Origin of the sequence: Anabaena sp. UHCC 0204 (genome assembly GCF_009711975.1) — a bacterium.
GTDB lineage: Bacteria > Cyanobacteriota > Cyanobacteriia > Cyanobacteriales > Nostocaceae > Dolichospermum.
The window spans coordinates 47,847-71,910 of the sequence record NZ_VIKW01000024.1 but is presented as its reverse complement, the minus strand read 5'-3'; the positions used below and the strand labels follow the sequence as shown (position 1 = coordinate 71,910).

Sequence of the window (24,064 nt, the reverse complement as noted above, 5' to 3'; positions counted from 1 at the left end):
TATCAAATGGCAGCCTATCAAGTAAGATTGATCAGCAAAAAAGAAGGCTTCGACACTACAGTTGAAATTGACGAAGACACTACAATTCTAGAAGGAGCAGAAGAAGCTGGTATTGAATTACCTTTCTCCTGTCACTCTGGTGCTTGCTCTAGCTGTGTAGGTAAGGTTGTTGAAGGTGAAATCAATCAAGACGATCAATCCTTCTTAGATGATGAGCAAATGGAAAAAGGATTTGCTCTATTGTGTGTTACCTATCCTCGTTCTAACTGTACAATCAAAACCCACCAAGAACCTTATCTTGCTTAATACAATATCTGTAGGTGTTTAGCATTACTAAACTCTTTCAGTTTCACAATGATGGAGGATGTTTATCATCTTTCATCATTTCAGTTTTTACCTTTTATTTTCATACCACAATGTTTACTCCTTTTAGTGTCATGGGTTGTTCTTTGGAATTGCTGAAATCAGGAGAATTGGGAATAGTTACTGCTTGTCAAAGTCAGGATGAGACTATTAGAAAAAAAATTATCTCAATGGGAATTAAAACAGGAAATACAATTACTGTAGAACAACAATTTCCTACTTTTGTAATTAAATGTGGTAGTTTATCTATGACTATAGATCGGGAAATAGCCAGGGCTATTTATGTGCGGGTGATTGATGGGTGAAAAGATAATTAGTTAGATATTTTGAGTTTCTTAACTTCAGTAAGCAATTTTGCTATTATAATAAATATAACTACTATACTCTTTACCACTTGAGAATATATGATAGAACGAGAAATACTGAATCGTATTGCTACAAATCCCAAAGTAATGGCTGGAAAACCGACAATTAAGGGTACACGCTTAACTGTCGAGTATATTCTTAATCTCCTGGCACACGGCGCAACAGTGGCAGAAATTCTGGAAGAATATGAAGGTTTAGTAGAAGCAGATATTCGAGCTTGTTTATTATTTGCATCTCGCTCTCTAGAAAGTACCAGTTTCATGCCTTTGATTGCGGAGATTGCCTAGATGCGATTTTTAGTAGATGAAAATACAGGTGTGACTGTCGCTCGCTGGTTACGTGAACAAGGTTATGAAGTTTTCTCAGTTTATGAACAAGCACGGGGAATAGATGATGACACAATTATTCAAAAGGCTTTTGATGAAAATTGGATTTTGATTACTAGCGACAAAGATTTTGGCGAAAAAGTTTATCGGGATCAATATCCTCATCGGGGTGTGATTCTTCTGCGTTTGGAAAATGAACGTTCTGCAAATAAAATCTATATTTTACAACAGGTATTAGAGCAGCATAAGGAACAGTTAGCAGATAGTTTTGTGGTAGTTACTGAAACTCAGATTAGATTTGCTAGGATAAAGTAAAAAATCTAAACTGTGGGGTGGGTGAGATTATGGTAACATCTCAATAAGCACAAAAAAGGTGCTTCTTAATTACAAAAATTCAAGTTGATTTTTCATATCTTCTGGTTCAAGTGTTTCCCAAATCAGAATTAAAGTATTTAAAATTTCACCAATTGAACGGCGTTTTTGATCACAATACGTAATTCCTGCATGAATTATCCCACTACGATGAAGAATGACAAAATCATCATCATGAGTAATCAAGATCCGGTTTTCAGATAAAGCAAAAGCAATTTTTTCTCTGTCTGATACACCAATTAATTCGGCTTCTGAAGTTGTAGTAACATTGACTCCTCGACGACGTAAACCTAACGCGATCGCATTACTAACACTTTCATCTAAATGAAATTTAATTCTCTCTATCATTCCGTTTTTTGAGTTTTTGTTGCAAAATCGAAGGAGTTTGTGCTTGTATATCTTGGATTAAAGCCTCTGATTCTGATATTTGTTGCCTAATTTCCTCACGATGATCATGATAGTATGCTAAAGCAGCATAGACATCAGATAAGGTAATACTAGGATAATGGTAGAGAATTTCATCAGGAGACATTCCCATTTGTTCATGCCAAATCACAATATCCTGAACTCGAATCCGATGTCCAGCAATGCGAGGTTTTCCTCCACAAATACCAGGAGTGATTTCAATATGTTCTTTGATTACGTTGACGGACATACTATTATCAAGAGAATTATCCACCCTAATTATATCACTATTTTGTCAGGTAGGTTGGCGCAGAAAGTATAAAGTATTAATGTCTGACCCTAATTGTATTATGTAACATAGATTAATCGCCTGGATGTGATTTAGGAAATTATTTAATTTTTGACTTGTTGGAAAGTTTTATAATTTCTACAAACAACTTCTAAACAAATATCTCCTTCTAAATGAAAATAAATTAGCGATTGTAAATTAGTGTTAATTATTCCAGTTTGATTGACAAATGGATAGGATTTAGATAAATATTCCTGAATATTATTTTCAATTTTTTTGAGTTCAACTTCTCCTACCCAAAAACAGATATTTTCATCATCTACATTTAGAGGTTGAGAAAAAACCAGGTGAATAATTTGGTAAAACTCAATAGCTACATCATCAGCTTCAGGACCGAAGGTAAAGTCAAGACGTAATCCCAGGTTTTGAGGATTTAAAGAAATACCAACTAAATCAGCACTTTTTAAATCTTCGAGAAAAGTAGTGAGGGTTGATGTAATTGTTGTTGTCATAAATTTACAATCTCTCCAGTATTATGAGTATTAGCTCCAGAAACAAATTCTATCTGCTCTCCATATTGATTGTAGCGACGACGATAAGATTTGCCATCAACTGCTTTAATTCTAGGACCAGTGCGGACAATTTCCCCATTTGGTCGAATATGAATTTGGCTACCGTCTGGATGCTGAAATGTTTCATAACCCCCTTGGGTTTGCGTTTTAAATTCAAATCCTTGGTTACTGAGAATTATTAAGACTTCTGAACGAGTTTTTCCTGTTAAGTTAGGTAGTTGTTGAGCGGCTGTATTCATTTATAATAGTTTGTTGCCATTTTACTCCCTATTTTATACGTTCAGTTAGAAACAGTGTAACCTGCCATAAGTGGTTAATGGTAGATTACGTTGCATAATCATTATTTTATTTTAGTGCCGAATTACTTCATGAGCCTAACCTACCCTACGATGACTAAAATCACAGTCTACCAAAATTTCTGCGTTGTTCTTGTTTCTTCGCTTCCTCTTCTGCTTTCTTTATTGGCTCAAGCTTCAACCTCAAAGACTCAATATGATTTAGCCAAGAACCTACGCGGAAGTTATTGATCTCGTAGTATAAAGGTCTTTCATATTCATTTTCACGTGCGCTAACCGAAAAAATTCTAGTCCATGGAGAAGGAAGCTGAACATCAACGGAGCGCATATTAGGCACATTACGATAGACTGTATGGCTAGCTGTAATTACAATAAGACTATCACTGTAGTCGTATCTATAGTCTGTATAGTCTTTATCGAAGTCATCTTTGAATGAACAAGAAGCTATTTCATCCTCCGGGCGACCTTTCTTATAAAATCTGCTAGCAATTCCATAACAAATATCGTAAACTTCAATTGCCAAATTTTTCTGCCATTCAATTTTTTCATCAAATACATCAATTCTTTGCCAGTTAGTTATTAGTGACATTTAAAAGCTTTCCTTGTTTATTAGATGTAATAAATTACTTTGCCTGAGAGTTAGCCTGTACAAACTTGTAACCTGCTGACACAGTTTTTCGCCTTACGGAGGCTACGACAGTTCTTAACTCATTATTTTTGTAGTGGTTGCGTAATAATCAGCTTTTTTCATCGCTTCAGCTTTTGTTGAAGCATTACCAGCATATTCGGCAGCAACATATATATCACCAGTATCTTGATTCCAATAAACATGGTAAGTTGTACCCGATGGTGTTTTAACTTCACCAATCTTGCTGCCGTTATCACTCATGATTTATCTCCTATTTGTGATCTAGCTTTCCAACTTCAAACTTGTGTTTATCTTTACCCACCCTACACCACACACCCAAACCTGAAAAGCGGAAAAAAGCGGATTGCAAAAAAAATTACAAACAGACGGAAAAAAGCTGAAAAATACGGATAAAGTCTGCTATCATTACTTGTGTCGCGTTACATTTTTAACTATGCAGGTTCACGAACTACTACAACTTGTGGATGAGGCTGTCTATCTCAACACAGGCAAACGTCTCAATGACTTGCAACGTGGCGTTATTGAGGGGACACTAAAGCATCAAAAGTATGCTGATATTGCCGAAAATTGTGGTTGTAGCGCGGGTCATGCAAAGGATATAGGTTACGAACTTTTGCAAATGTTATCTGATATTTTTGATGAACCAGTTGATAAAAGTAATCTTAAATCTGTTCTAGAACGACAAGGAAATGTGAATATTTCTTTGGGTAATAATAGTAGTAATATATTTGGCAACGGCTGTGTAAATATTGGTTCTAAACAACCTAAAAATAAACCTGATAAAAGTCATCTTGGTAATACTAAGTTACAGCAACGAATTAAGAATAAAACTAAGATAGAAAAAATTGATAAATTACGATATTTTGGCTTAAATGATGAGCAAATTGCAGAGGTATTAGAGTTACCTTTAGAGGTAATTAAACAAGTAGACATAGAGAAGTGATTTCAAATGTCATTGTTTACCTTGTATTTCAAGAAAATAATGAATCAGGGATAATAACAGAAATAGGCTGATTCTTATGTTTTCGATAGATCAAAAAGTCGCTATCAAGAGTTAATATTTCACTAGAAGAATATAACTCAGACATTCTTACTAAACAAGCATCAGCTAAAGACATCGGTACAGACTGATAACGATTCATTAATCCTTTAATTTGAGTTAATTCATCTTTTAAATCAAAAGCAAGCTGTAAATGACCGCTTTCTAAGAGAGAAAATAAAATATTCTGACCGTTATAAGCTCTTTCTAATAAAAAACAAGACTCAGTAATCACTGCATCACAAGTCAGGAAAGGTGGAGGTAGTGTTTTTACTTTTTCTGTCACCCATTGATGATAACTATCACTTTTATCTAACAGAGCAACCAATGGACCAGTATCAATAATAATTTGATTCTTCATTGAGGTAAGGACTGATGTAAATATTGTTTGTTGGTTGAGAGATCACCTAATCCACTATCCACAGCCCCAATAAAGTCTTTAGCTACATCATAAAAAGAAAGATTATTTCCGACTTCAGCATGATGTTTGTCAGATACAAATTGAGCAAATAACAAAATTTCTTGTTGTTTTTCAAGAGGTAAGTTATTTAATACCTCTACGATAAAGTTAGTTAAATTCAAGTTTTCAGATGACTTGTTTTGTAATGAGTTTACCATGACTTTTTCCTCAATATTAGCTATAGGTTATTAAGTCAGATTCATAATTTGATTTCCCATTATAACCTAAATAATAGGCTATATAGCTCTATTTTACAAAAATTCATATTTATTTAATGGGAATTCCCATATTAAATCGCTATAAACATTAACAATAAATCGTAATATCCAATATCTAAAACATGAAATATAATTTATATTTTTTATTCGAGTTAACCATTTTTAAAATCCCTTTTATGTTCACAAAGCCGGGATCTTTATAAATCATTCATAATTCCAACTTATAAGAGTGATAATATATAAATAAGCTAAATTGTTGCTAGTGAACTAAATCCCAACAAACAGCGATCGCAAAATTAACAAAAATCTTCTTATTTAATCCCGTAATATTTTTATATTTCTTTTGTAATGAGTGTGTTCATTTTGGCATTACTTAATCAATGTCAAGCAAAATCTGTAATTGTTCATTAGCTACTACGCTCTTTTTTCAATTCCCGTACTGTATTTAATTGTCCTCACAACCATCAATTATTATGAGTCTAGCAAATCAGTCAAATTTCAGTGCAGCAACTCACCAATGGCTATTAGAACAAGGCTACAACGCTGAAGATTTAAACCAGCGGGGTGACAATGGTGATACTGCTTTAATGAAAGCTACCAGAGAAGGACTTTCTAGCATCGTGAAGGAATTAATAGCTGCGGGTGCGGATATCAACGCCACAAATAATGATCACAATAATGCCTTGTGGTTTGCTTGTTTTGGTAATCACTATGATCTGATCAATTTGCTGTTAGATAACAACACTGATATTAATAATCAAAATGATAATGGAGCAACTGTCCTGATGTATGGTGCATCGGCTGGAAAGACAGAAGTAGTAAGATTGCTATTACAATACAATCCTAACATGAATTTACAAAATTTGGATGACTATAAAGCAATTGATTTTGCCAGCAATAGAGAAGTTTTAAGGTTATTAAAAAATGCCTCACAGTAAGATTTCGGGAAAAGCCTATCACGATTTAAGCAAGCATTCCTACTTATCTGTACAAGTTAATCCTAATTATGTAGATGCCGCTACACAACCAACTTCTTTTAAAGTTTATCCCCGCTTTTATCGGCGGCTGCAATTAAATCGCAATAACCCTATTCATGCTTTTCTGTGGTTAACCAGTGCAATTACTTTAGAAAAAATATATAAAGATAGTCCCTATAAATTGCGCGTAAATCCGTCTGCGGGGGCTTTATATCCTACGGAAGTTTATGTACAGATGCGTGGTGTAGAGGGAATAATAGATGGTATCTACCATATAGAAGTTGAGAATAATTGTCTGACCTTAATTTATGAATTAATTGATGATGGATTGGAGAATTATGTTATACCCAATAAATGTATCAATGGATTCATCTTTTTAGTTAGTTGTGTTTATCATAGGTCTAGCTGGAAATATCAAGACAGGAGTTTTAGATATTGTTTGTTGGATAGCGGACACCATTTAGGGGCGATCGCTGCTTCAGCATATCTTCATGAAAACAACATACAACTACGCTTTGATTTTGATAAACTTACTCTCAATGCAGATTTGGGATTTGAGAATAAGGAGTTTATTACTAGTTGTGTGATATCAGGAGAAGTACAAGAAAAACCAGTCAGACGCTTAAGGCTACCTATTCCTTTTGTCTGTGGTACTGACTATTTTCAAGTTAATCAATGTGTTGAAGATGCCTATCAAACAACGTCTTTACAGCCTAGTCACCAGCAAAAGCTAGAACATCCTGAATTTAATTTTGACCGAGAACGGTTTTTGGAGAACGTTTGGAATAGGCGTTCTATTAGGCGTTTTCAAAAACAGTCTATTTCTGAAAATATCTATTGGCAAATTTTGCAAGCAGTTCGACAACCAATCCCAACAGAGAATTTTGAGGAAATAGAAATTTACTCAGTGGTGCATGATATCGAGGGAATTTCACCAGGGTTATATAAAAATACACATCTCATTAAAGCAGGTAACTTTAGAGAAAAAACAGGTTATTTGTGCATTAATCAAGCTATAGCGAGAGATTGTGCTGTAACTTTGTTTTTCGTGTCCGATTATTTGAGTTATCAAACCGCTATGCAATTAGCCGGATTTGTCGGACAGAGAGTGTATTTATTTAGCAATTATTGGGGAATAGATTGTAGTGCGATTGGTGCTTTCTATGATGATGAAACCCAAGCCTTTCTAGAAACCAATAAGGACGTATTGTATGCAATGGCAATTGGTAAATAAATAGGAAAATAACGGCAAATGGCGAGAACAGAACATCAATTCAATGCTGATGATAAGCACCCTATACAGCCAACATCAGCAGATATTATTCTTAGGCAACAATTGGAGCATTCAATCAGCAAATACTTTTACGAAGGATGCGATCGCATTATTCATAGTTTGTTGTCTCATTGTCGTTGGTATACGACAACTCAAGCTAGTATTTTGACTCTAGTAATTGAATGCCCTGACCAAGTTACCAACTGGCAAATTTTGCAACAAATTGTCCCTATGGCTAATGTTCTTTATGGCATTGTGAGCAGTGCCAAAATCCGGGTTTGTCCTCCCGATAGTCAAACTGTACCTTTTGAAATGAGAGTAGATGAGTTGCCAGTTTATCGTGATTGGATCTGATGCAATTGGGGATTTGAGATTGTTGATTAAGCCATCACATTCTGTTGGATAATTATGATTAGTTCGGCAAAAACTAAATTAGCAGAATGTTGAACAACAGGACTTAATTCCAGTCCAAAATCCAGATTTGCAGCTTCAATTAAATAGACTGTCACCAATGCAGGAAAATCATCTAAAAAGATTTTTCTCCCAGCAGCCAAGGCATGATCCCAGCGAAAATCATGTAAGTTGTAACTAGGTTCGGGCAGTGCTTCTAATTCGTTCCCTGGGACTTTAAATATAGCACCTGCTTCTGAACCTGTGCAACTAGCATCAAGAATAATTAATTTTTCACTTCCTCTCGCTTGAAACATCACTTCCATTCCCGCAGTTCCACAATCAAAAACGCGGATGTTGGAGTGAGGATTTTGGGCGAGATATTGCTGTAAACGTTGGGCTATGATTACGCCAACAGCATCGTCATTTCGATTGAGATTGCCACAACCAATGATAGTTAGCATGGGATATTTATAATAACACGAATATTATCAACTTGGCACAAAAACTTAAAATTTACGGAAATTTTGACTACATCTTTAATCGTTGACTTTATAGTAGCTATAGCAGCCGTAAGTCAGTGACAAAAATTTATCTTTATTTTCTCTGCGTTTATCTGTAGTGGTTAGTCAAAAATCATTCTCACCCATCAGATAGAATTGCTATATGCTTGTATTTCGTGATACAGAGACTAAAGGTAGAGGTATATTTGCCCAGCAAGATTTTGCTAAAGGAGATTTAATTGAAAGAGCCGCTGTGATTGTTATTCCTAAACAGCAAGTTAAGTTAATTACTAAAACGGTGTTATTGAATTATTATTTTGGTTGGCATGGAGAAAGCGGAGCAATAGGTTTAGGTTTTGCTTCTCTTTTTAATCATTCTTATCATCCCAATGCGGTTTATATTAAGAATTTTGCTAAAAATGTAATTGATATTATTGCTCATCAATATATTCGGGAAGGACAGGAAATTACGATTAATTATAATGGGCAGGTTGATGATATTTCTCCTGTGTGGTTTGATGTGGAGGAATAAGGCTCACGCTAAGGCGCTAAGGCGCAAAGAAAGAAATGAGTAGGTTATTGAGTTAGCATTAATATTTATCCCTATAGATTAATTTATAGGGATTGTTGTAAACTCATTTCATTCTAAAATCTTGCAATAGAAAAGGCATGATTGTACCTGTGGTTAGACTAGCTACAGTAATAGGAATGCAGATAGGAATTGATGCTTGTGCTAGTAATACTAATATAACCGTGCCAATACCACTAGCAATTGTGATTTGACGAAAAAAATATAAGGGATTACGAAATAGTTTACCCTTAAAAAATAACTTAATAGAAAATAAGCTTAACTGTAACATATATACTCCTAGTAATTGGCTAATAAATTCAGGATAAATAACCCTAAAATTAGAGCAGGAATTATTCCTACTGGTGCAAATAAACTCCCCATTGTTGCTGCGAATTGATATCCTATATCCTTACCTGCAAGAACCATTCCCCCAATTGCACCACCAATCATTGATAAAATCACAGCAATGATTAACCAAGTAAATCCGGTAGTGAGATTTAATTCTGTATTTAAACTATGCAGAAACTCGATTAATTTTGGATCATGAAGCAAATTAAACATAGTTATTCTCCTAATTTGGGTTTAATTCAATGCCAATGCTTCGATTTCTGCGGCTAAATCTTGTAGGGCTTTTGCTACTATTTCTGCTCGTTCTAATTGTTTATGTTCTGTAAAAATTCGCCAAGCTTCTTGATAGTATTCTTCTGCTTGTAAGAGATTTTTTTGATTTCCTAATTCTGGTTTTTCCGGGTTGTCTGGTAAGTTGAAGAGAACGTTAGCTTTGTTAGAAATTGTATTAGCATATTCTAACGGTGTATTTTGAAGATTACGCACTTTCAATGCTTCATTGTAAGCTAAAATAGCCCGTAAATTATTGTCAACAGGATGGGAACTAACTAAATATTGTAAAGCATTTCCTAAGTTATTTTGCAACATTGCATATTCTTTAGGATGCTCAATTAAGTTAATATGTTGAAGGGCAGTTTCAAAGGACTGAACTGCTAAAGCTTGACGTAAATATTCCCGTTCTGATGCCATTGGCATAGAAAGATAAGCGATCGCTATGTTATTATATAAAATCGCATATTCTTGTGGATAATCTTCCCAAGTAAATACCCGCAAAGCTTCATGATACGCATGGATACTATCAGTTATCCGCGCTAAATTGTAGGGAACTAAAGATTGTAAAACTAACCCCAAATTCATCTGGGTTTCTGCAACTTCTGCTGCTGTTGCAAATTGTTGTAAAATTGGCAAAGCTTCCTCATAATCTGTCTTCGCTTGTTGCAACAGTTGGGAATCTGCATCAGGAATCATCTGTAATGACCCTGCCATGCCCACCTTAGCCCGTGCTTTGAGTAAAAGATAGTCCTCACCACACATCTGATATGCACGGTAAAATAGCCCCACTGCATTGCGTAAATCTTGGGATGTTTTCGGCTTTTTTTGAAAGCCTTGTGCCATTTCTATCAGCATTTGGATTTTTTCTTCCGTGGTTGCTGACTCTGAAGATATGGCGGCGATCGCTGCTTTTACCGCTGAATCTGTAATACTAGATGTCATAATTGGCGTACTCTAACCAGTTGGGGAATTGAGTCGTCAGCGTCTATATTTCATAACTGTGACGCTAGAAACTAAGCCAATTTACGCAGATTTGAATTGTTCTCAACAGATTCCCCAATCTGAAGTTTTCTATCTCTATGAACAATGAGATAAAATCTAAGAAGCCAACATTTCAATTAACAGGTATTTCTACCAGAAATATAATTGAGTCAATTTTCATTACTATAAAGCAATCACTGGAAAAAACCTAGAGAGAAATTACTCATTTTTATAGAAGTTGTAATTTAGATCATAAACTATACAGGACTGTTAAAATTAAATAGCATTTCTGGATCTGCTAAAGGTAATACTTCTACATGATACGACTTTAACCATTGTTGAAATGAACGTCCACCTTCTTCAATATACTGGGTTAATTCTGATAAACAACGACGACGATAAAAACCGCATAAAGGTTGCCAAATTTGATGATCTTGTACCAAAGCCGCAACCGCATTTTCAGGAATTGTATCTAATTTAGATATCCATGCTTGTAATATTTCTAGCCGTAAATTTGGTAAATCACAAGCTAATAATAAAACCCAATTTGTTTCTACCATTGTTAACCCTTGCATAAAACCTACAAGTGGTCCATGGGTGCGCGATTCATTTCCAGTTTCCCCAGCTAAAGGAATTTCGGGAATAAATTGACTATTAGGTGTTAACAAGTCTTGATAACGTTCTGGCCAAGGAGTCACTACATAAACTTTATGAGTACAAGCTTCAGCAATAGTACAAATTAATTGTAACATGGGTACACCGCCCATAGGAATTAAGGCTTTATCCCTACCCATGCGAGTGCTTTTACCACCTGCTAAAATAATAGTAGTTACATGATATTGTAAATCAGTGTTCATAATATTTATTAATTGTCAATTGTCAATTATCCATTGTCCATTTTTAAAATCAATAACACGAATTTTATGACAAATTTTTTTGAATTTGAAGCAGATTTTGTTGATTCTTGGCGTTGTATTCCTATGCAAGTACGCTATAAACTCGATACTTGCGGTATTAAGCTAAAATTAGCTCAATGGAATCAGATGAATCAAGCATCACGTCAAAATTTAATGACATTACCGTGCGATACAGATAGGCAAATTCATGATTATAGATATTATATTCAAGAGTTGGTATTGCAACTGACAGGTAAACCTGTAGCTGAATTACCAATTGAACCTTATCCAGCATGGATAGATGTTACCACTATTCCTAGCAGTATTCACGAAAAAGCTCAGGAAATAGGTGTAACTATCACAATTGAGGCATGGAAAAGTTTAACTATTTTACAACGGTTTGCCTTGATTAAACTGAGTCGTCCTAGCCATGAAAATAAAAACTTTTTACCAGCATTACAAGAATTTAATTTGTTGCCAAAATCTTAAATCCTGGTATATTGCTATAGATGATACTTTTCCAATAGTTGGTATAACAAGATGATTAAACTCGACCAGTTTTTAAAGTTTTCGGGAATAACCTCCACCGGAGGTCAAGCCAAATTAATGATTATTGATGGTGAAGTCAAAGTTAATGGTATAGTCGAAACACGGAGAGGACGGAAATTAGTAGACGATGATCAAGTAACAGTAGCAGGAAAAACTCTGAAAGTTGGGGAAATTCTCTCAGATACTGTTGATTAATTGATATGTCTATAATCTTACCCTCAATTTCCTTGTTAGGATAATATCTGATATGGTTAATTATTAAGTTTTCTTTAAAGAAAGTGAATTGCCGTAAATAACACCTTAATTTAAAATAATAAATATTAATTAATCGGTTATTCTCTACAAGTAAATCCTCTTGGTCAGGGGAAATTATCCCCCTACAGAAATTCTGCAATTGTGCATTGTCAACACATATAAAAATACACAGCTAATGACTAATGTACTGTGGCTACAAGGTGGCGCTTGTTCAGGTGACACCATGTCATTTCTTAATGCTGAAGAACCGACAGCTTGCGATTTAATAGCTGATTTCGGTATGAAGATACTTTGGCATCCCTCCTTGGGTATGGAACTAGGTGAAAACTTACAAAAACTGCTACATGACTGTATTTCCGGGAAAATTCCTTTAGATATTTTAGTATTTGAAGGTAGCGTAATTAATGCTCCTAATGGTACAGGAGAATGGAACAGGTTTGCCGACCGTCCCATGAAAGATTGGTTAAACGAATTAAGCAAAGTTGCGAAATTTATTGTTGCGGTAGGAGACTGTGCAACATGGGGAGGAATTCCCGCCATGTCACCCAACCCCAGCGACTCCAAAGGACTGCAATTTCTCAAACGCAAAGAAGGCGGTTTTTTAGGTAAAGATTTTGTCAGTCAAGCCGGCTTACCTGTGATTAATATTCCCGGTTGTCCCGCACACCCCGACTGGATAACGCAGATATTAGTAGCGATCGCCACAGGTCGAATTGATGATATAGTTCTCGATGAACTGCATCGTCCCCAAACCTTCTTCAACACCTATGCCGAAACCGGTTGTACCCGCAATATACACTTTGCATACAAAGCCACAACCTCCGAATTTGGACAACGCAAAGGTTGTTTATTTTACGACTTAGGTTGTCGTGGACCCATGACTCATGCCTCCTGTAACCGCATTCTTTGGAATCGCGTCTCCTCCAAAACCCGCGCCGGAATGCCCTGTATAGGTTGCACAGAACCCGAATTTCCCTTTTTCGACCTCAAACCCGGAACAGTATTTAAAACCCAAACCGTCATGGGCGTTCCCAAAGAAATACCACCAGGAACTAACCACAAAGATTACGCAGTCCTCACCGTTGTTGCAAAAGACGCAGCCCCAAAATGGACAGACGAAGACTTTTTCACCGTTTAGTAGGGGCGAAGCATTCAGAAAATAACCTTTGGAAAAAACGATAATTTATCGCCTGAATGCTTCGCCCTTACATTCGTCATTACCAATCACCAATTACCCAAAATTATGCCAATTCAAACCTTAGATATTTCACCCGTTGGTAGAGTCGAGGGTGATTTAGATGTGCGTGTTGAAATCGAAAATGGATATGTCACAAACGCCTGGACTCATGCTGAACTTTTTCGCGGATTTGAAATAATTTTACGCGGAAAAGATCCTCAAGCTGGCTTAATTGTCACCCCCAGAATTTGCGGAATTTGTGGTGGTTCTCACCTCAGTTCCGCCTCTTGGGCGTTGGATACAGCTTGGGGAACAGAAGTTCCTAGAAATGCAATTTTGGCGAGAAACTTAGGTCAAATCGTCGAAACAATTCAAAGTATTCCTCGCTACTTTTACGGACTATTTGCGATTGATTTAACTAATAAAAATTATCGCCGTAGTCACTTTTATGATGAAGCTTGCCGACGCTTTGCAGCTTTTACAGGTAAATCCTATGAAATCGGGATTACAATTTCTGGAAAACCTGTAGAAATCTACGCCTTATTAGGTGGACAATGGCCGCACAGCAGTTATATGGAAATAAATTAGGGAATTGCTTATATAGTCAGGATTTCTCAGGATAGGTCTGATTATTCCCTGATTTTTCCTTAAATTAGACGATAAATCCACCCCAGCCATATCATAAAGTCCATTTATTTTTATCTACTAACAGCTATTTAGTATTTTCAGACGTTACCTAATTTTTCCCTAAACCTAGATTAACCAGCATAACTATGGTAAATTTTTAGTAAGCAAAGAATAATCCAATCTACCCATATTATGAATTTCAAACGATGGCAGGAACTCAAGCAAATACTCACTGAAGAAAAAGATTTGTCTAACATCTGGTCATATTACATGGATCATTTTGCGGATCATCCCAAATTCATCAACTTGGGTCAACCTGTGCAGAATCAATATATAGATGCAGTTGTCAAAAAAACCTGTCAACAACTATTTGGTCAAAACGTCAAAATTACCAATTCTCTCCTCATTTATATTCCCCGACATCAATTTTTCCACGGACCATTCCAAGCCGACGGACGAATTGGTGGTGTGATTTTTTATGAGGATATCAAAGTCGGTTTAATGGCTGTTTCTGCACAGTTTCCCCCAACTAGCGAGGTGAAATATTCCCGGTTTACCGAAGTAATGGATCTATCACAACCAAAAGGTCATGATTTGAACTGAAGATATTTTGTAGTGCTATAATTTTCTGATTTTCCATATAATTTCAGTAACACAACATTTTATTTATATTGAAGTATAAGCCAGGATTTTATCAATATAAATACGCAAATGGTAATATCTGCGTTTAAATAATTACATACTTGTTTGAGTATAGAAGTATTTATTTGTTTGGAAATTGAGCGATCGCTCCCAACTCAAAACTAAAATATCATATTTGTCCGCTCCAATGATTTTTTATATTGCGATCACAATTCGTATAAGGCGATCGCACTGTAAAAATTTTAGTTGTAGGTTATTGATCTAGTAATAGTCATCCTTAAAGCCTGTATCAATAACTATTTCACCTAAAGTATTATTCGGATCTATAGTAATATCTTCTACATCGGCATCACACAAGGAATAGTCTTTATCTCTAGATAGAGTGAGCATAACTTCCACATTCAACTTAACCGACTGAGTAAACACTGTATCTATTGTTTCTCCTCCATAGTACATACCATCTTCTCTGTCATAAATTGCATATTCTAAGCTCTCATAGCTTACATTTGCATCATAATTTACCTCTGCTTCTAACTCAAACACTACTGAAGGTTGATCTAAATCAGAATCGTCAATTTCAACCAATGAGGAATTAATGATATATACTGAATTAACATTAACTTCAATTTCTTCACTGCCCCATTCAATCAAACTACTTCCAGACAAATCAATTGAAAAATCTAAATCTGAGAATTTATCCTCTATGTATCTTTCTATTTCATTTTCTTTGTCCCTATAAAGTTCATAACATACGTCAACCTCATCTGAATCAGTTTCTCGAATTATATTTTCTAATAATTCATCGAGATTTCCAATCCAACATAGGTCTTCACTTGATGAACAAAACTTCTCCCAATCGGAATCTCCACTAACGACATAGATTATTTTTTTTCTGTCTTTTGCCTCCTTTTTAAGAGCTAAGAGCGCAAAAGCATCTGGAAACTCAGATTTCTTTTTTCCTTCGCCAAATGGTGGATTACCAGAAAAATAATTTTCAAAAATATCAACCACTGAAACTTGATCAACTTCTATTTTTTGAAAATCAGTTTCCTGCAAAAAAATCTCAAGTTTGTCTAAAAGCTCATGTTTAATTTGCTCGAAATTTGGTACAAGTTCTTGGACTTTCTTCTTGAATTCATATAGTAAGTCAGAATTCTTAGAGATTTTTATTTTTTCCTTACCTTTTGTTGGTTTGGATCGTGTATTATCTAAATGGTTTATACCTGTCTTGACTGCTTCTGATGCTAATTTAGCACCTTCGATAATATGCGCTCTTAATTCATCAAGAGTAACAGAAGTTAAAAGAAGTCTGATTTTTTCTTCCTGAGAAAGTTTAACTAAGGTTTGAAAAGGCTTAGAATTATAGTGAAAATTATAGCTATTAAAAACCTGTGTATCAAGAGTAACTAGCCGAGGAGGGGGTTTTATTTCCATTTTGCGAATATCCTCAATATCCACGTATTATACAGAAAATTTCCATATAACTACCTAAATCTTGGTGGATAGCAATAAATTTTCTGGCTATTATCCTTTTCCGGGTAATAGACGGAATGATTCGGTATATCTACCCGATGCTTAAACAAACAAAAATCCCCAATTAGCCCTTCCTTCCATCCCCAACTCCAAAATCGTCTAAACTTAAAAGTGTTCGCCAACTGCCAAAATCCTATGTCTCGCTGGTTTAATATTGCAGGTCCTTGTGAAGATGATATCCACTATATGCTATCTCCAACAACACGATTACCCGATTTGGAGGAGCTAATCCAACAGCGTAGTTATTTTGTCCTTCACGCACCGCGACAAACAGGGAAAACAACAGCAATGTTAGCCCTAGCACAGCAACTTACGGCCACAGGAAATTATGCAGCAGTCATGGTATCAGCAGAAGTAGGAAGTGCATTTAATCATGACCCAGGTGCAGCAGAATTAGCGATTTTGGGAGCTTGGCAAAATACAATTGAAGATAACTTACCTCCAGAATTACAACCACCTGTTAAACAATGGCAACAGGAAGAAGCAGGAAATAGAATTAAGTCTTTTTTAAGAAGTTGGTCTAAAGCTATTGATCGTCCTTTAATATTATTTATAGATGAAATTGATTCTTTACAAGACCAAACTTTAATTTCAGTTTTACGACAATTACGAGATGGTTTTCCCAATCGCCCAGAAAATTTTCCCTCATCGGTAGGATTAATTGGTTTACGAGATGTGCGAGATTATAAAGTAGCATCTGGTGGTAGTGAACGACTAAATACATCCAGTCCTTTTAATATTAAAGTTAGTTCTATTACCCTGAGAAATTTTAATGCAGAGGAAGTGGTAGAACTATATCAACAACATACAGCAGCAACAGGACAAATTTTCACACCAGAAGCTACAGCAACAGCTTTTGATTTAACTCAAGGACAACCTTGGTTAGTTAATGCTCTGGCTAAAGAAGTTGTGGAAAAAATGGTTAAAGATAGAAGTATTGCTATTACAAAAGAACATATTTTACAGGCAAAGGAAATATTAATTTCTCGTCAAGACACTCATTTAGATAGTTTAGCTGAACGCTTACGAGAACCAAGAATCAAAGCCATTATCGAGCCGATGTTAGCAGGTTTAGAATTAGGAAATATACCCAACGATGATATTCAATTTGTGATTGATTTAGGATTATGTAAAATGCACCCCTACGGAGGATTAACTATTGCTAATCCCATTTATCGGGAAGTTTTACCCAGAGTATTAACCGTGACACCAATGGCTTCTTTACCAATGATTGCACCAACTTGGTTAACTCCAGAAGGTGAATTAAATATAGATGCGTTACTTGCAGCATTTCTCAAATTTTGGCGACAACATGGAGAACCATTATTAGGTAGCACTGGCTACCATGAAATTGCACCCCACATAGTATTAATGGCTTTCTTACATCGTGTTATTAATGGTGGTGGAATTTTGGAACGGGAATATGCAATTGGTAGTGACAGAATGGATTTATGTCTGCGTTACAAAGATGTCACGTTAGGTATTGAGTTAAAGGTGTGGAGGGAGAAAAAGCGCGATCCCCAAATTGAGGGTATTGAGCAGTTAGAATCCTATTTAGGGCGTTTGGGGTTGGATTTTGGTTGGTTATTTGTGTTTGATAGGCGTAAAAATGCCCTACCAATGGAAGAGCGTTTGTCAACTCAGGTTGTGGTTACGGAAAATCAACGTCGGATTACTGTGATTCGGGCGTAAGTATTTTGAATGATTAGACATTTTGGGTGTTGCTGATAGCCTGCGTGGCGATAGCCATATTGAGGTATGAAATTCCTAAATTGAACCTTTAAAACTCTTACCTTTGCGTCTTTGCGCCTTTGCGTGAGACTAAAATTCTGAGTTATGGTTTTTTCAAACGCTCCGGCACTATGTCAATTTCCGTTACCGAATAAGGTTTACCATTTAAACACTTACGGAATTCATCCTTTACCTTTAGCCCACTATGCCACATGGTCTTAGCAACAGACTTACCATCTATTTTTACATCAAAGTTCTGGACATCTTCTATCCCCGCTAAAGCTGCATCAATTGTCGGTACAGCAAAAGCAATCACCCCAAATGGCATATCTGGCATTGTGTAATTGAATGCCTTGACAGTAGCAGGGGGGTCATTGTTTTGAATCAAAGTAACCGTGATTGTTTGTATCGTTTTAGGTTTAGGAATACTTTCGGTTGCAAATGTCAGGAGAGCAAACTTCTCGTTGCCAGTTGGCCCCAACAAATTGATCATGACTGGAGCGTTTTTAGCTTCTGGATCCATTGATGCCTTGAAAAAGGATGCAACACAAGAGCCACCTGATTTTACCCCCTCTAACCTTGAAGTAGGAAAAAGCTTCCAACTACCCGATAGATATTTCAGATACTTTGGATCTTGCAATAATTGAGCTTGTTGTTGCAAATTGCTCATGGCAGAAGCGGCTTGAAACTGTAGAGCCGCAAACTGAGGGTCGTAATAACGAGAACGAGAATTATCACTCCCTCGATCCTCTTGCTCTTCTTGATAATTCGGGTCTCTGTCACAAAGGAGAACAGATGCGACACCATGCCCACCTTGGGTTCTCCCAACCACTATCTCTCCCAGACCTGCGCCACCGCAAGCATATTCAGCTTTTACTTTCGGCGCAAGGAAAGTCATGATTATGACAAGAGAAAAACTAACTGGCAAACCTTTGCAGAATAAGTCTTTAGATAAATTCATCTTGGAAATTTCAACAGGTATTACTCCCAACTCAAAACTAAAATATCATATTTGTCTGCTCCAATGTTTTGTTATGCTGCGATGCGATCGCAATTAATCGCATTTAAGGAAAGTGAAGGCAAGTGGTTAAGTATAATTTTTTCTTTCTATTGAAATATAAATCCGGTTTTTTCTCAATATAAATACTTAAATGGGAATATGAAGGTTTAAATAGTTACGGGTTAGTTTGAGTATAGAGGATTGACTTATTTGGATATTGAGCGTCGCACTTCTCAAAGATGTTTAACAGCTACTCTAACACCTCTAGACTGCGATCGCTTGCTGAAAGTTCACAATCCCGCTGCATTGGGTTTGTTATGGCGATCTAACTTTTTTGCAACATATACACCATAGCTGTAGTGAGTTTTATATTTCTCATACAGTTCAATTTCTCGATTTTCTGCTTCAACTATTGCCCGTGCTTCTTCACTGTTGCTGTTCCGGTTAAGGAAACTCTTAAAGCGATTCTGCATAGGCCGATAATAATTATCTAACCAACAATGCTCCGGTAAAACAAAATAGCCAATCGGAGAATAGCCATTCTTCTCCAGTACGCCAATCTTTGAAGAGGCCACATCTATTCCGGGATACTCGCCTTCCCAATGTTTCTGGAGTTCTGACGGGCGGGATGCTGTAATCCAAGTAATCTCTGAAACAACCAATATGCCCCCAACTTTCAAATAACGATTCCAGTCTGTTACCCCTTTTTCAAAACCAATATTGTAAATTGCACCTTCAGACCAGATGACATCAAACTCCCCATCACCAAAGGGTAGGTTATCCATCGAACATGAAAGGGGCGATATTTTTCCAGAAAGTCCTGCTCTATCAGCTTTACTCTCCAGCACTTCCAGAAAATCCGAAAGAAAGTCTACTGCCGTAATTTGAGCATTCAACTGTTGAGCAAGACAGAGCGTGGAAGCTCCCGTTCCGCAACCTATATCTGCAATTTTTAGCGGCGCAACCCTATCTACCATAGACATATCTATGGCCATTTTTGTCTCTGCATCACCGCCTGGACCCTGCCGATCACCACCTTTGTGGAGGTCTATCAAGAGTTGGTAATCTTCCATATTGTCTCTCCTTACCTGTTTATGTCCATAACTATTTACTATAAGGTGGGTTGTCACACATTTTGCTACCTATCTATTACAAAATGGTTACGACATCCGCACCGTTTAGGAATTACTCAGAAACATAGATATAATGATGAATCGTCATAACTAAAAATCGTCAAAAGTTTTACAAGGAAATAGACTCGTGAAGATACGACAATATGAAAATTCTGACTTAGATGCTGTTCTCTCCTCTTGGGAAATAGCAACTCGATTAGCACATCCGTTTATGACCAACGAATTTATAGCTCAAGAGCGAATAAACGTAGCTGAAATATACATACCTAATACAAATACATGGGTCGTAGATATAGATGGTAATGTTGAGGGCTTTATTGCACTAATGGGCAACGAGGTGGGAGCTATATTTCTACAGCCAGATTACCACGGCAAGGGTGTGGGAAAAGCCCTAATGGATAAAGCACAAGAATTACACGGCGACCTAGAGGTTGAGGTATTTAAGGAAAACTCAATTGGTCGTAAATTTTACTCTCGATACGGTTTTGAGTATCTAGAAGAGAAATTGCATGAGCCTACTGGGCAGCAAGTATTACGCCTGAAATTTACTGCTCGCAATAGTTAAGGAAAGTACAAGAAAATGGCAATTGAGCGAACTGCTTGCAGCTGCGATCGCGCGATCGCATTTAATAATAGTTAAGGAAGCACAAGAAAATGGATTTTGAGCGATAGCATTAACCCAATATTAGCGATAGCTTCGCTCGCCGTAGGCATCGCACTTCATAGTAGTTAAAGGAAGCACAAAAAAGGAAGTTAAGCGAACTGACAAGTCAGCGATTGCGCTATCGCTATCACGAACCACCAACTTCAACTACTGCTCCCGGAACAATTGTATTTAAAACTTTACGAGCATCTGGCAACAAAGGAAGTAAATCAGCAAGTTTATTACTCTGCGCTACAAGAACAACAACTGCAACTCCCACTTGCTGTAAGTTTTGCTGATAGCGTAAATTTTGATCTGTAGTGAGCAGAATCGTGAAACCTTTTGACTCATGAGTTGTAGCAATTCACCATTCTTTTTTCCTGACCATCCCATCTCCACAACTGTTTTGATGTCATATTCCGCAAGTTGACGCTTTAAGGGACGTGGAGCGCATTCATCAAGCAGGATTCGCATAAGCTGTGAGCATTTCCTTGGCTAATTCAAGAGCCGCGATCGCTTGTTTATGTGTGACACTAGGAAAGTGGTCTAGAAATACGTCTAATGAATCCCCAGCTTCAAGGTAATCAAGCAAGGTTTTTATTGGTACACGAGTTCCCACAAAAACGGGTGTTCCCCCTAGAATATCAGGGTCGCTATGAATAATAGGTGATGTTAATGGCATAACAAATTCAGTTAAATAACTGTGAGTTCTAAATTATAATTATATCTGTATTTTCAAGTTCAATCATGATCAAGGAAGTACAAGAAAAAGAAGTTGAGCATGATCGCTTTTCTCTGTATCCTTTAAAATTGTAGAGTAAACAAATTTAATCGCCATTTCTATGAGTGTCTTAATTCCTGATGATATTATTCGAGCCGCAAAAATGACGGAGAATGAATTAAAGTTAGAAATTGCCATTATGCTTTATAAACAAGAAAAAATCAGTAGTGGTAAAGTTCGTGCTTGGACTGGACTAACAGTAATTGAATTTCAACATGAACTCGCTAAACGCGGACTTTGTATTAACTATGATGTGGAGGATTTTGAGGCAGATGTGAAAACTTTGCAGTCAATGAGGTTACTATGATTGTTGTTAGTGATACCTCACCAATTACGAATCTAGCGGCTATTGGACAACTAGATTTACTACAAAAACTCTATACCCACATCATTATCCCGGTAGCTGTCTATGATGAGATGGTAAATGTTGGTAAACCTGTTCCTGGTGCTATGGAGGTGCAAAGTTTACCCTGGATTGAAACTCAAACAGTTACAGATCAACAACAAGTAGTTATAATTCACCGAAAGTGAAGAAAATATTGATTTGGGTGAAGCGGAAGCGATCGTTCTAGCACTGGAGTTAAAAGCTGGTTTACTTTTGATGGATGAACGTCGAGGTCGTTTAGTGGCAACAAGCTATGGTTTACAAGTTACTGGCTTATTAGGTGTACTTATACAAGGGAAACAGAATGGCTTAATTAAATCTGTCAAACCGCTTGTAGACCAATTGATTAAGCAAGCTGATTTTCGTGTTAGTGATCAGTTGTATAAGACTATTTTAGATATTGCAGATGAGTGAATTTTAATTCAAAGTTGTAAATAAATAATTTAATAAGAATGCGATCGCTCACTATAGGTATCGCAATTTAATCAGAAATAGCGATCGCTTCGCTTGCCCTAATCATCGCACTACCAATGAAGGCTTTTTTCAATTTGGCGAATGTATTATAAAATAAGAGCAACATTTTTTAGGAGGTGCTATTTCTGAATAATTTACCGGATGATTTAGACATTGCCGAAATTCATCAAGCAATTGGTAATCTTGTCATTCGATTTCCATTACTTCATTGCCAAGACACTCAAACAGTGGCTAAAACAACGTAAAATTCCTGGTAAACTTTGGCGACTTTCGACCATATAAGACAATGAAGACTTTATTTTGAGTTATCGCCTAGAAAAACAAGGTTGCTTTGAAACTATTACGGAAAATGGTGTTCATTACGGTGTTGAAGTTTTTGGCAAAATTTTTGACAATCTTTCCCCACAAGGACTATACCCAGATGACTGGATTCAGGATTTTACCTCTCTATCTAATGAGTTTAAAATAGAAGTAATAGAAGAATTTTGAAAGTTTTTAATGGAGTTAAAGTCAATGAGTGCATTATTTAATTTACTCGAAAAAATTAAAACCAAACCAGGCTTATATTTGGGAACAGCATCTATCAGTAATTTACGGATGTTTATTTTGGGATATCGCTTTTCTCGTTCTGAATTAGATATTACTAATACTGAAACTGAAAGTGATTTTTATAAAAACTTTCAACCTTGGCTACAAAACCGCTTATCTATCCATACTGTTAACGCTTGGGATAAAATTATTTTACTCACCTGTATTGATGAAAAAGCTGCATTTGATTACTTTTTTCAATTACTAGATGAATTTATCCAAAGAGACAAAAGCCAGGATATTGAACCAATTCTGGCTGAACCATCCTCTCAAAATTATCAAAAAGCTGCCTGAAGAATAACACAATTATTTTTTCAAGTGCGATCGCATCCCTCGCCGTAGGTATCGCACTTAAATTAGAACTAGGGATCGCAGTTAAGGAAGCATTAACCGACACTTGGTTTGAATAAATCATCTGAGTCTCTCTCACCTTTTTGGCTTGATATGCACGCTAAGATTTTCAAGCCATTCAAAGTTGAGTTTCCATTCGTGCTTACTTCGCTCTGTCCAAACTGCCCATACAAGTTTCAAGTATTGCTCGGTTTGCTCGCTTGTCCAGCCGTTCACCTTGGCCAGATGAGCTTTGGCAATTTCTCCACGCCCGCGCAATCCCGCAAGCCCAATATGCTTTGTCTCATGGCAATTCGGACACAATGAAATTAGACTGTTTAGCGTTTGGGTAAATCCTTCATCATCGTATTCCCAGATTTCGTGGCATTCGACAGGATGCTTCTCTCCACGCCCGCCACATATTTCACAAACGTAGCCTGCTTTCTTATACGACGCTTTTCGCAGTTTGTCCCAATCGCTTTGACTAACATGGTCACGAACATTCGAGAACCAGCATCTGCTTGGGACTAATTCAACAGTCAGGTGCATATCACCAAACTCCTCTCGAATTTTTGCGTTCAGAACAACGCACGTAGTAACAGTATTTTTCGGCATCACGACAAGCATCCAATTACTTATTGTATGGAAT

At 36.6% G+C, this 24,064-nt stretch carries 39 protein-coding genes and 1 pseudogene; 21 read left to right on the top strand and 19 right to left on the bottom strand.

Features of this window, described 5'->3' with window-relative positions; translation table 11 throughout:
• Positions 1–6 precede the first annotated feature (6 nt).
• The 4 genes from FJR04_RS18645 to FJR04_RS18630 all read left to right on the top strand — a co-directional run bounded on the left by FJR04_RS18645 (position 7) and on the right by FJR04_RS18630 (position 1,370).
• Positions 7–306, top strand: a complete 300-nt coding sequence (locus FJR04_RS18645) for a 2Fe-2S iron-sulfur cluster-binding protein (protein WP_168497520.1) — start codon at positions 7–9, stop codon at positions 304–306.
• 110 nt (positions 307–416) lie between these two features.
• Complete coding sequence (locus FJR04_RS18640) at positions 417–668, top strand: FeoA family protein (RefSeq protein ID WP_168497518.1); 252 nt, start codon at positions 417–419, stop codon at positions 666–668.
• A 99-nt stretch (positions 669–767) separates the two neighbouring features.
• Positions 768–1,016 carry a DUF433 domain-containing protein gene (locus FJR04_RS18635; protein WP_168497516.1) on the top strand — a complete coding sequence of 83 codons (249 nt, stop codon included), beginning with the start codon at positions 768–770 and terminating at the stop codon, positions 1,014–1,016.
• On the top strand, positions 1,017–1,370 hold the full coding sequence (locus FJR04_RS18630; RefSeq protein ID WP_168497514.1) for a DUF5615 family PIN-like protein: 354 nt from the start codon (positions 1,017–1,019) through the stop codon (positions 1,368–1,370).
• A 69-nt stretch (positions 1,371–1,439) separates the two neighbouring features.
• Here FJR04_RS18630 and FJR04_RS18625 read toward each other — a convergent pair whose 3' ends face one another.
• The 6 genes from FJR04_RS18625 to FJR04_RS18600 form a co-directional block, all read right to left on the bottom strand.
• Positions 1,440–1,775, bottom strand: coding sequence for a DUF5615 family PIN-like protein (locus FJR04_RS18625; protein WP_168497512.1), 336 nt, complete (start codon positions 1,773–1,775; stop codon positions 1,440–1,442).
• Complete coding sequence (locus FJR04_RS18620) at positions 1,759–2,082, bottom strand: DUF433 domain-containing protein (RefSeq protein ID WP_168497510.1); 324 nt, start codon at positions 2,080–2,082, stop codon at positions 1,759–1,761. The genes FJR04_RS18625 and FJR04_RS18620 overlap by 17 nt, the downstream gene beginning before the upstream one ends.
• Before the next feature lie 143 nt (positions 2,083–2,225).
• Positions 2,226–2,633, bottom strand: coding sequence for a hypothetical protein (locus tag FJR04_RS18615; RefSeq protein ID WP_168497508.1), 408 nt, complete (start codon positions 2,631–2,633; stop codon positions 2,226–2,228).
• Positions 2,630–2,932 carry a hypothetical protein gene (locus FJR04_RS18610; protein ID WP_168497506.1) on the bottom strand — a complete coding sequence of 101 codons (303 nt, stop codon included), beginning with the start codon at positions 2,930–2,932 and terminating at the stop codon, positions 2,630–2,632. Before FJR04_RS18610 ends, FJR04_RS18615 begins: the two co-directional genes overlap by 4 nt.
• Positions 2,933–3,092: 160 nt before the next feature.
• Positions 3,093–3,578 carry a hypothetical protein gene (locus tag FJR04_RS18605; protein ID WP_168497504.1) on the bottom strand — a complete coding sequence of 162 codons (486 nt, stop codon included), beginning with the start codon at positions 3,576–3,578 and terminating at the stop codon, positions 3,093–3,095.
• Between the two features lie 114 nt (positions 3,579–3,692).
• On the bottom strand, positions 3,693–3,878 hold the full coding sequence (locus FJR04_RS18600; RefSeq protein ID WP_168497502.1) for a hypothetical protein: 186 nt from the start codon (positions 3,876–3,878) through the stop codon (positions 3,693–3,695).
• A 103-nt stretch (positions 3,879–3,981) separates the two neighbouring features.
• Between FJR04_RS18600 and FJR04_RS18595 the strand changes: the two genes are divergently transcribed.
• The gene (locus FJR04_RS18595) at positions 3,982–4,581 is read left to right on the top strand and encodes a hypothetical protein (RefSeq protein WP_254445318.1); all 600 of its coding nucleotides are present in this window, start codon (positions 3,982–3,984) and stop codon (positions 4,579–4,581) included.
• 28 nt (positions 4,582–4,609) lie between these two features.
• On the opposite strand, the gene FJR04_RS18590 is transcribed toward FJR04_RS18595, so the two are convergent.
• Together FJR04_RS18590 and FJR04_RS18585 are read right to left on the bottom strand one after the other, a co-directional pair.
• On the bottom strand, positions 4,610–5,038 hold the full coding sequence (locus tag FJR04_RS18590; protein ID WP_168497500.1) for a type II toxin-antitoxin system VapC family toxin: 429 nt from the start codon (positions 5,036–5,038) through the stop codon (positions 4,610–4,612).
• On the bottom strand, positions 5,035–5,295 hold the full coding sequence (locus FJR04_RS18585) for a hypothetical protein (RefSeq protein WP_168497497.1): 261 nt from the start codon (positions 5,293–5,295) through the stop codon (positions 5,035–5,037). Before FJR04_RS18585 ends, FJR04_RS18590 begins: the two co-directional genes overlap by 4 nt.
• A gap of 533 nt (positions 5,296–5,828) precedes the next feature.
• Between FJR04_RS18585 and FJR04_RS18580 the strand changes: the two genes are divergently transcribed.
• Genes FJR04_RS18580 through FJR04_RS18570 form a run of 3 tightly spaced genes read left to right on the top strand, consistent with a single transcriptional unit; the run spans position 5,829 to position 7,959 of the window.
• Complete coding sequence (locus FJR04_RS18580) at positions 5,829–6,293, top strand: ankyrin repeat domain-containing protein (RefSeq protein ID WP_168497495.1); 465 nt, start codon at positions 5,829–5,831, stop codon at positions 6,291–6,293.
• Positions 6,280–7,566 carry a SagB/ThcOx family dehydrogenase gene (locus FJR04_RS18575; RefSeq protein ID WP_168497493.1) on the top strand — a complete coding sequence of 429 codons (1,287 nt, stop codon included), beginning with the start codon at positions 6,280–6,282 and terminating at the stop codon, positions 7,564–7,566. Before FJR04_RS18580 ends, FJR04_RS18575 begins: the two co-directional genes overlap by 14 nt.
• Positions 7,567–7,584: 18 nt before the next feature.
• On the top strand, positions 7,585–7,959 hold the full coding sequence (locus FJR04_RS18570) for a hypothetical protein (protein ID WP_168497491.1): 375 nt from the start codon (positions 7,585–7,587) through the stop codon (positions 7,957–7,959).
• Positions 7,960–7,985: 26 nt separating this feature from the next.
• Here FJR04_RS18570 and FJR04_RS18565 read toward each other — a convergent pair whose 3' ends face one another.
• Entirely contained in the window at positions 7,986–8,459 is a 474-nt protein-coding gene (locus FJR04_RS18565; protein WP_168497489.1) for a hydrogenase maturation protease, read from the bottom strand.
• Between the two features lie 202 nt (positions 8,460–8,661).
• On the opposite strand from FJR04_RS18565, the gene FJR04_RS18560 reads away from it, so the two are divergent.
• A complete protein-coding gene (locus FJR04_RS18560) occupies positions 8,662–9,030 on the top strand; it encodes an SET domain-containing protein (protein ID WP_168497487.1) in 369 nt (122 codons plus the stop codon).
• 103 nt (positions 9,031–9,133) lie between these two features.
• Here FJR04_RS18560 and FJR04_RS18555 read toward each other — a convergent pair whose 3' ends face one another.
• The 4 genes from FJR04_RS18555 to FJR04_RS18540 form a co-directional block, all read right to left on the bottom strand.
• Positions 9,134–9,358, bottom strand: a complete 225-nt coding sequence (locus tag FJR04_RS18555) for a hypothetical protein (protein WP_168497485.1) — start codon at positions 9,356–9,358, stop codon at positions 9,134–9,136.
• Positions 9,359–9,366: 8 nt separating this feature from the next.
• The gene (locus FJR04_RS18550; protein ID WP_168497483.1) at positions 9,367–9,630 is read right to left on the bottom strand and encodes a hypothetical protein; all 264 of its coding nucleotides are present in this window, start codon (positions 9,628–9,630) and stop codon (positions 9,367–9,369) included.
• A gap of 21 nt (positions 9,631–9,651) precedes the next feature.
• Positions 9,652–10,632, bottom strand: a complete 981-nt coding sequence (locus tag FJR04_RS18545; protein ID WP_168497481.1) for a hypothetical protein — start codon at positions 10,630–10,632, stop codon at positions 9,652–9,654.
• 296 nt (positions 10,633–10,928) lie between these two features.
• The gene (locus tag FJR04_RS18540; protein WP_168497479.1) at positions 10,929–11,528 is read right to left on the bottom strand and encodes a molybdenum cofactor guanylyltransferase; all 600 of its coding nucleotides are present in this window, start codon (positions 11,526–11,528) and stop codon (positions 10,929–10,931) included.
• Positions 11,529–11,594: 66 nt separating this feature from the next.
• On the opposite strand from FJR04_RS18540, the gene FJR04_RS18535 reads away from it, so the two are divergent.
• From FJR04_RS18535 to FJR04_RS18515, 5 genes and pseudogenes are all read left to right on the top strand, one after another.
• Positions 11,595–12,056 carry a nitrate reductase associated protein gene (locus FJR04_RS18535; RefSeq protein WP_168497477.1) on the top strand — a complete coding sequence of 154 codons (462 nt, stop codon included), beginning with the start codon at positions 11,595–11,597 and terminating at the stop codon, positions 12,054–12,056.
• 51 nt (positions 12,057–12,107) lie between these two features.
• Positions 12,108–12,311 (top strand): RNA-binding S4 domain-containing protein, encoded by a 204-nt coding sequence (locus FJR04_RS18530; RefSeq protein WP_168497475.1) that lies wholly within the window; start codon positions 12,108–12,110, stop codon positions 12,309–12,311.
• Positions 12,312–12,546: 235 nt separating this feature from the next.
• The gene (locus FJR04_RS18525) at positions 12,547–13,509 is read left to right on the top strand and encodes a hydrogenase small subunit (RefSeq protein WP_168497473.1); all 963 of its coding nucleotides are present in this window, start codon (positions 12,547–12,549) and stop codon (positions 13,507–13,509) included.
• Between the two features lie 105 nt (positions 13,510–13,614).
• A pseudogene (locus FJR04_RS18520) lies at positions 13,615–14,124 on the top strand (nickel-dependent hydrogenase large subunit); the annotation flags it as partial.
• Positions 14,125–14,367: 243 nt separating this feature from the next.
• Positions 14,368–14,778 (top strand): hypothetical protein, encoded by a 411-nt coding sequence (locus FJR04_RS18515; protein WP_168497471.1) that lies wholly within the window; start codon positions 14,368–14,370, stop codon positions 14,776–14,778.
• A gap of 300 nt (positions 14,779–15,078) precedes the next feature.
• Here the strand turns inward: FJR04_RS18515 and FJR04_RS18510 are convergent, their stop codons facing one another.
• On the bottom strand, positions 15,079–16,251 hold the full coding sequence (locus tag FJR04_RS18510) for a PIN domain-containing protein (protein ID WP_168497469.1): 1,173 nt from the start codon (positions 16,249–16,251) through the stop codon (positions 15,079–15,081).
• Positions 16,252–16,485: 234 nt separating this feature from the next.
• Here FJR04_RS18510 and FJR04_RS18505 point away from each other — a divergent pair, with 234 nt between their 5' ends.
• Positions 16,486–18,042, top strand: coding sequence for an AAA-like domain-containing protein (locus FJR04_RS18505; RefSeq protein WP_168497467.1), 1,557 nt, complete (start codon positions 16,486–16,488; stop codon positions 18,040–18,042).
• Between the two features lie 142 nt (positions 18,043–18,184).
• Here FJR04_RS18505 and FJR04_RS18500 read toward each other — a convergent pair whose 3' ends face one another.
• Positions 18,185–19,042 carry a hypothetical protein gene (locus FJR04_RS18500; protein WP_168497465.1) on the bottom strand — a complete coding sequence of 286 codons (858 nt, stop codon included), beginning with the start codon at positions 19,040–19,042 and terminating at the stop codon, positions 18,185–18,187.
• A gap of 329 nt (positions 19,043–19,371) precedes the next feature.
• Positions 19,372–20,211: a class I SAM-dependent methyltransferase gene (locus FJR04_RS18495; protein ID WP_217359425.1), complete on the bottom strand. Its 840-nt coding sequence runs from the start codon at positions 20,209–20,211 to the stop codon at positions 19,372–19,374.
• 130 nt (positions 20,212–20,341) lie between these two features.
• Here FJR04_RS18495 and FJR04_RS18490 point away from each other — a divergent pair, with 130 nt between their 5' ends.
• A complete protein-coding gene (locus tag FJR04_RS18490; RefSeq protein ID WP_168497463.1) occupies positions 20,342–20,779 on the top strand; it encodes a GNAT family N-acetyltransferase in 438 nt (145 codons plus the stop codon).
• Between the two features lie 226 nt (positions 20,780–21,005).
• Here FJR04_RS18490 and FJR04_RS26510 read toward each other — a convergent pair whose 3' ends face one another.
• Together FJR04_RS26510 and FJR04_RS18480 are read right to left on the bottom strand one after the other, a co-directional pair.
• Entirely contained in the window at positions 21,006–21,137 is a 132-nt protein-coding gene (locus FJR04_RS26510) for a hypothetical protein (RefSeq protein ID WP_256366800.1), read from the bottom strand.
• Positions 21,138–21,314: 177 nt separating this feature from the next.
• Positions 21,315–21,539 (bottom strand): DUF433 domain-containing protein, encoded by a 225-nt coding sequence (locus FJR04_RS18480; protein ID WP_168497461.1) that lies wholly within the window; start codon positions 21,537–21,539, stop codon positions 21,315–21,317.
• Between the two features lie 160 nt (positions 21,540–21,699).
• Here FJR04_RS18480 and FJR04_RS18475 point away from each other — a divergent pair, with 160 nt between their 5' ends.
• The 5 genes from FJR04_RS18475 (at position 21,700) to FJR04_RS18460 (ending at position 23,379) form a co-directional block, all read left to right on the top strand.
• Entirely contained in the window at positions 21,700–21,945 is a 246-nt protein-coding gene (locus tag FJR04_RS18475) for a UPF0175 family protein (RefSeq protein WP_168497459.1), read from the top strand.
• Entirely contained in the window at positions 21,942–22,169 is a 228-nt protein-coding gene (locus FJR04_RS26255; protein WP_254445317.1) for a hypothetical protein, read from the top strand. Before FJR04_RS18475 ends, FJR04_RS26255 begins: the two co-directional genes overlap by 4 nt.
• A gap of 13 nt (positions 22,170–22,182) precedes the next feature.
• The gene (locus FJR04_RS26250; protein WP_254445316.1) at positions 22,183–22,437 is read left to right on the top strand and encodes a DUF3368 domain-containing protein; all 255 of its coding nucleotides are present in this window, start codon (positions 22,183–22,185) and stop codon (positions 22,435–22,437) included.
• Between the two features lie 360 nt (positions 22,438–22,797).
• The gene (locus tag FJR04_RS25955) at positions 22,798–22,986 is read left to right on the top strand and encodes a papain fold toxin domain-containing protein (RefSeq protein WP_217359423.1); all 189 of its coding nucleotides are present in this window, start codon (positions 22,798–22,800) and stop codon (positions 22,984–22,986) included.
• A gap of 24 nt (positions 22,987–23,010) precedes the next feature.
• Positions 23,011–23,379: a hypothetical protein gene (locus tag FJR04_RS18460; protein WP_168497457.1), complete on the top strand. Its 369-nt coding sequence runs from the start codon at positions 23,011–23,013 to the stop codon at positions 23,377–23,379.
• A gap of 132 nt (positions 23,380–23,511) precedes the next feature.
• On the opposite strand, the gene FJR04_RS18455 is transcribed toward FJR04_RS18460, so the two are convergent.
• A complete protein-coding gene (locus tag FJR04_RS18455) occupies positions 23,512–24,030 on the bottom strand; it encodes an HNH endonuclease (protein ID WP_217359421.1) in 519 nt (172 codons plus the stop codon).
• Positions 24,031–24,064 lie beyond the last annotated feature (34 nt).

Excerpts from the sequence above, each read along its gene's own strand:
- FJR04_RS18565 (WP_168497489.1), bottom strand. The coding sequence starts at position 8,459 with ATGCTAACTATCATTGGTTGTGGCAATCTCAATCGAAATGACGATGCT.
- FJR04_RS18620 (WP_168497510.1), bottom strand. The coding sequence starts at position 2,082 with ATGTCCGTCAACGTAATCAAAGAACATATTGAAATCACTCCTGGTATT.
- FJR04_RS18610 (WP_168497506.1), bottom strand. The coding sequence starts at position 2,932 with ATGAATACAGCCGCTCAACAACTACCTAACTTAACAGGAAAAACTCGT.
- FJR04_RS18615 (WP_168497508.1), bottom strand. The coding sequence starts at position 2,633 with ATGACAACAACAATTACATCAACCCTCACTACTTTTCTCGAAGATTTA.
- FJR04_RS18505 (WP_168497467.1), top strand. The coding sequence starts at position 16,486 with ATGTCTCGCTGGTTTAATATTGCAGGTCCTTGTGAAGATGATATCCAC.
- FJR04_RS18625 (WP_168497512.1), bottom strand. The coding sequence starts at position 1,775 with ATGATAGAGAGAATTAAATTTCATTTAGATGAAAGTGTTAGTAATGCG.
- FJR04_RS18515 (WP_168497471.1), top strand. The coding sequence starts at position 14,368 with ATGAATTTCAAACGATGGCAGGAACTCAAGCAAATACTCACTGAAGAA.
- FJR04_RS26255 (WP_254445317.1), top strand. The coding sequence starts at position 21,942 with ATGATTGTTGTTAGTGATACCTCACCAATTACGAATCTAGCGGCTATT.
- FJR04_RS18600 (WP_168497502.1), bottom strand. The coding sequence starts at position 3,878 with ATGAGTGATAACGGCAGCAAGATTGGTGAAGTTAAAACACCATCGGGT.
- FJR04_RS18640 (WP_168497518.1), top strand. The coding sequence starts at position 417 with ATGTTTACTCCTTTTAGTGTCATGGGTTGTTCTTTGGAATTGCTGAAA.
- FJR04_RS18645 (WP_168497520.1), top strand. The coding sequence starts at position 7 with ATGGCAGCCTATCAAGTAAGATTGATCAGCAAAAAAGAAGGCTTCGAC.
- FJR04_RS18545 (WP_168497481.1), bottom strand. The coding sequence starts at position 10,632 with ATGACATCTAGTATTACAGATTCAGCGGTAAAAGCAGCGATCGCCGCC.
- FJR04_RS18475 (WP_168497459.1), top strand. The coding sequence starts at position 21,700 with ATGAGTGTCTTAATTCCTGATGATATTATTCGAGCCGCAAAAATGACG.
- FJR04_RS18535 (WP_168497477.1), top strand. The coding sequence starts at position 11,595 with ATGACAAATTTTTTTGAATTTGAAGCAGATTTTGTTGATTCTTGGCGT.
- FJR04_RS18580 (WP_168497495.1), top strand. The coding sequence starts at position 5,829 with ATGAGTCTAGCAAATCAGTCAAATTTCAGTGCAGCAACTCACCAATGG.
- FJR04_RS18585 (WP_168497497.1), bottom strand. The coding sequence starts at position 5,295 with ATGGTAAACTCATTACAAAACAAGTCATCTGAAAACTTGAATTTAACT.
- FJR04_RS18530 (WP_168497475.1), top strand. The coding sequence starts at position 12,108 with ATGATTAAACTCGACCAGTTTTTAAAGTTTTCGGGAATAACCTCCACC.
- FJR04_RS18480 (WP_168497461.1), bottom strand. The coding sequence starts at position 21,539 with ATGCCATTAACATCACCTATTATTCATAGCGACCCTGATATTCTAGGG.
- FJR04_RS18590 (WP_168497500.1), bottom strand. The coding sequence starts at position 5,038 with ATGAAGAATCAAATTATTATTGATACTGGTCCATTGGTTGCTCTGTTA.
- FJR04_RS18635 (WP_168497516.1), top strand. The coding sequence starts at position 768 with ATGATAGAACGAGAAATACTGAATCGTATTGCTACAAATCCCAAAGTA.
- FJR04_RS18605 (WP_168497504.1), bottom strand. The coding sequence starts at position 3,578 with ATGTCACTAATAACTAACTGGCAAAGAATTGATGTATTTGATGAAAAA.
- FJR04_RS18455 (WP_217359421.1), bottom strand. The coding sequence starts at position 24,030 with ATGCCGAAAAATACTGTTACTACGTGCGTTGTTCTGAACGCAAAAATT.
- FJR04_RS18570 (WP_168497491.1), top strand. The coding sequence starts at position 7,585 with ATGGCGAGAACAGAACATCAATTCAATGCTGATGATAAGCACCCTATA.
- FJR04_RS18510 (WP_168497469.1), bottom strand. The coding sequence starts at position 16,251 with ATGGAAATAAAACCCCCTCCTCGGCTAGTTACTCTTGATACACAGGTT.
- FJR04_RS18500 (WP_168497465.1), bottom strand. The coding sequence starts at position 19,042 with ATGAATTTATCTAAAGACTTATTCTGCAAAGGTTTGCCAGTTAGTTTT.
- FJR04_RS18555 (WP_168497485.1), bottom strand. The coding sequence starts at position 9,358 with ATGTTACAGTTAAGCTTATTTTCTATTAAGTTATTTTTTAAGGGTAAA.
- FJR04_RS18460 (WP_168497457.1), top strand. The coding sequence starts at position 23,011 with ATGAGTGCATTATTTAATTTACTCGAAAAAATTAAAACCAAACCAGGC.
- FJR04_RS18560 (WP_168497487.1), top strand. The coding sequence starts at position 8,662 with ATGCTTGTATTTCGTGATACAGAGACTAAAGGTAGAGGTATATTTGCC.
- FJR04_RS18540 (WP_168497479.1), bottom strand. The coding sequence starts at position 11,528 with ATGAACACTGATTTACAATATCATGTAACTACTATTATTTTAGCAGGT.
- FJR04_RS18550 (WP_168497483.1), bottom strand. The coding sequence starts at position 9,630 with ATGTTTAATTTGCTTCATGATCCAAAATTAATCGAGTTTCTGCATAGT.
- FJR04_RS18525 (WP_168497473.1), top strand. The coding sequence starts at position 12,547 with ATGACTAATGTACTGTGGCTACAAGGTGGCGCTTGTTCAGGTGACACC.
- FJR04_RS18630 (WP_168497514.1), top strand. The coding sequence starts at position 1,017 with ATGCGATTTTTAGTAGATGAAAATACAGGTGTGACTGTCGCTCGCTGG.
- FJR04_RS18575 (WP_168497493.1), top strand. The coding sequence starts at position 6,280 with ATGCCTCACAGTAAGATTTCGGGAAAAGCCTATCACGATTTAAGCAAG.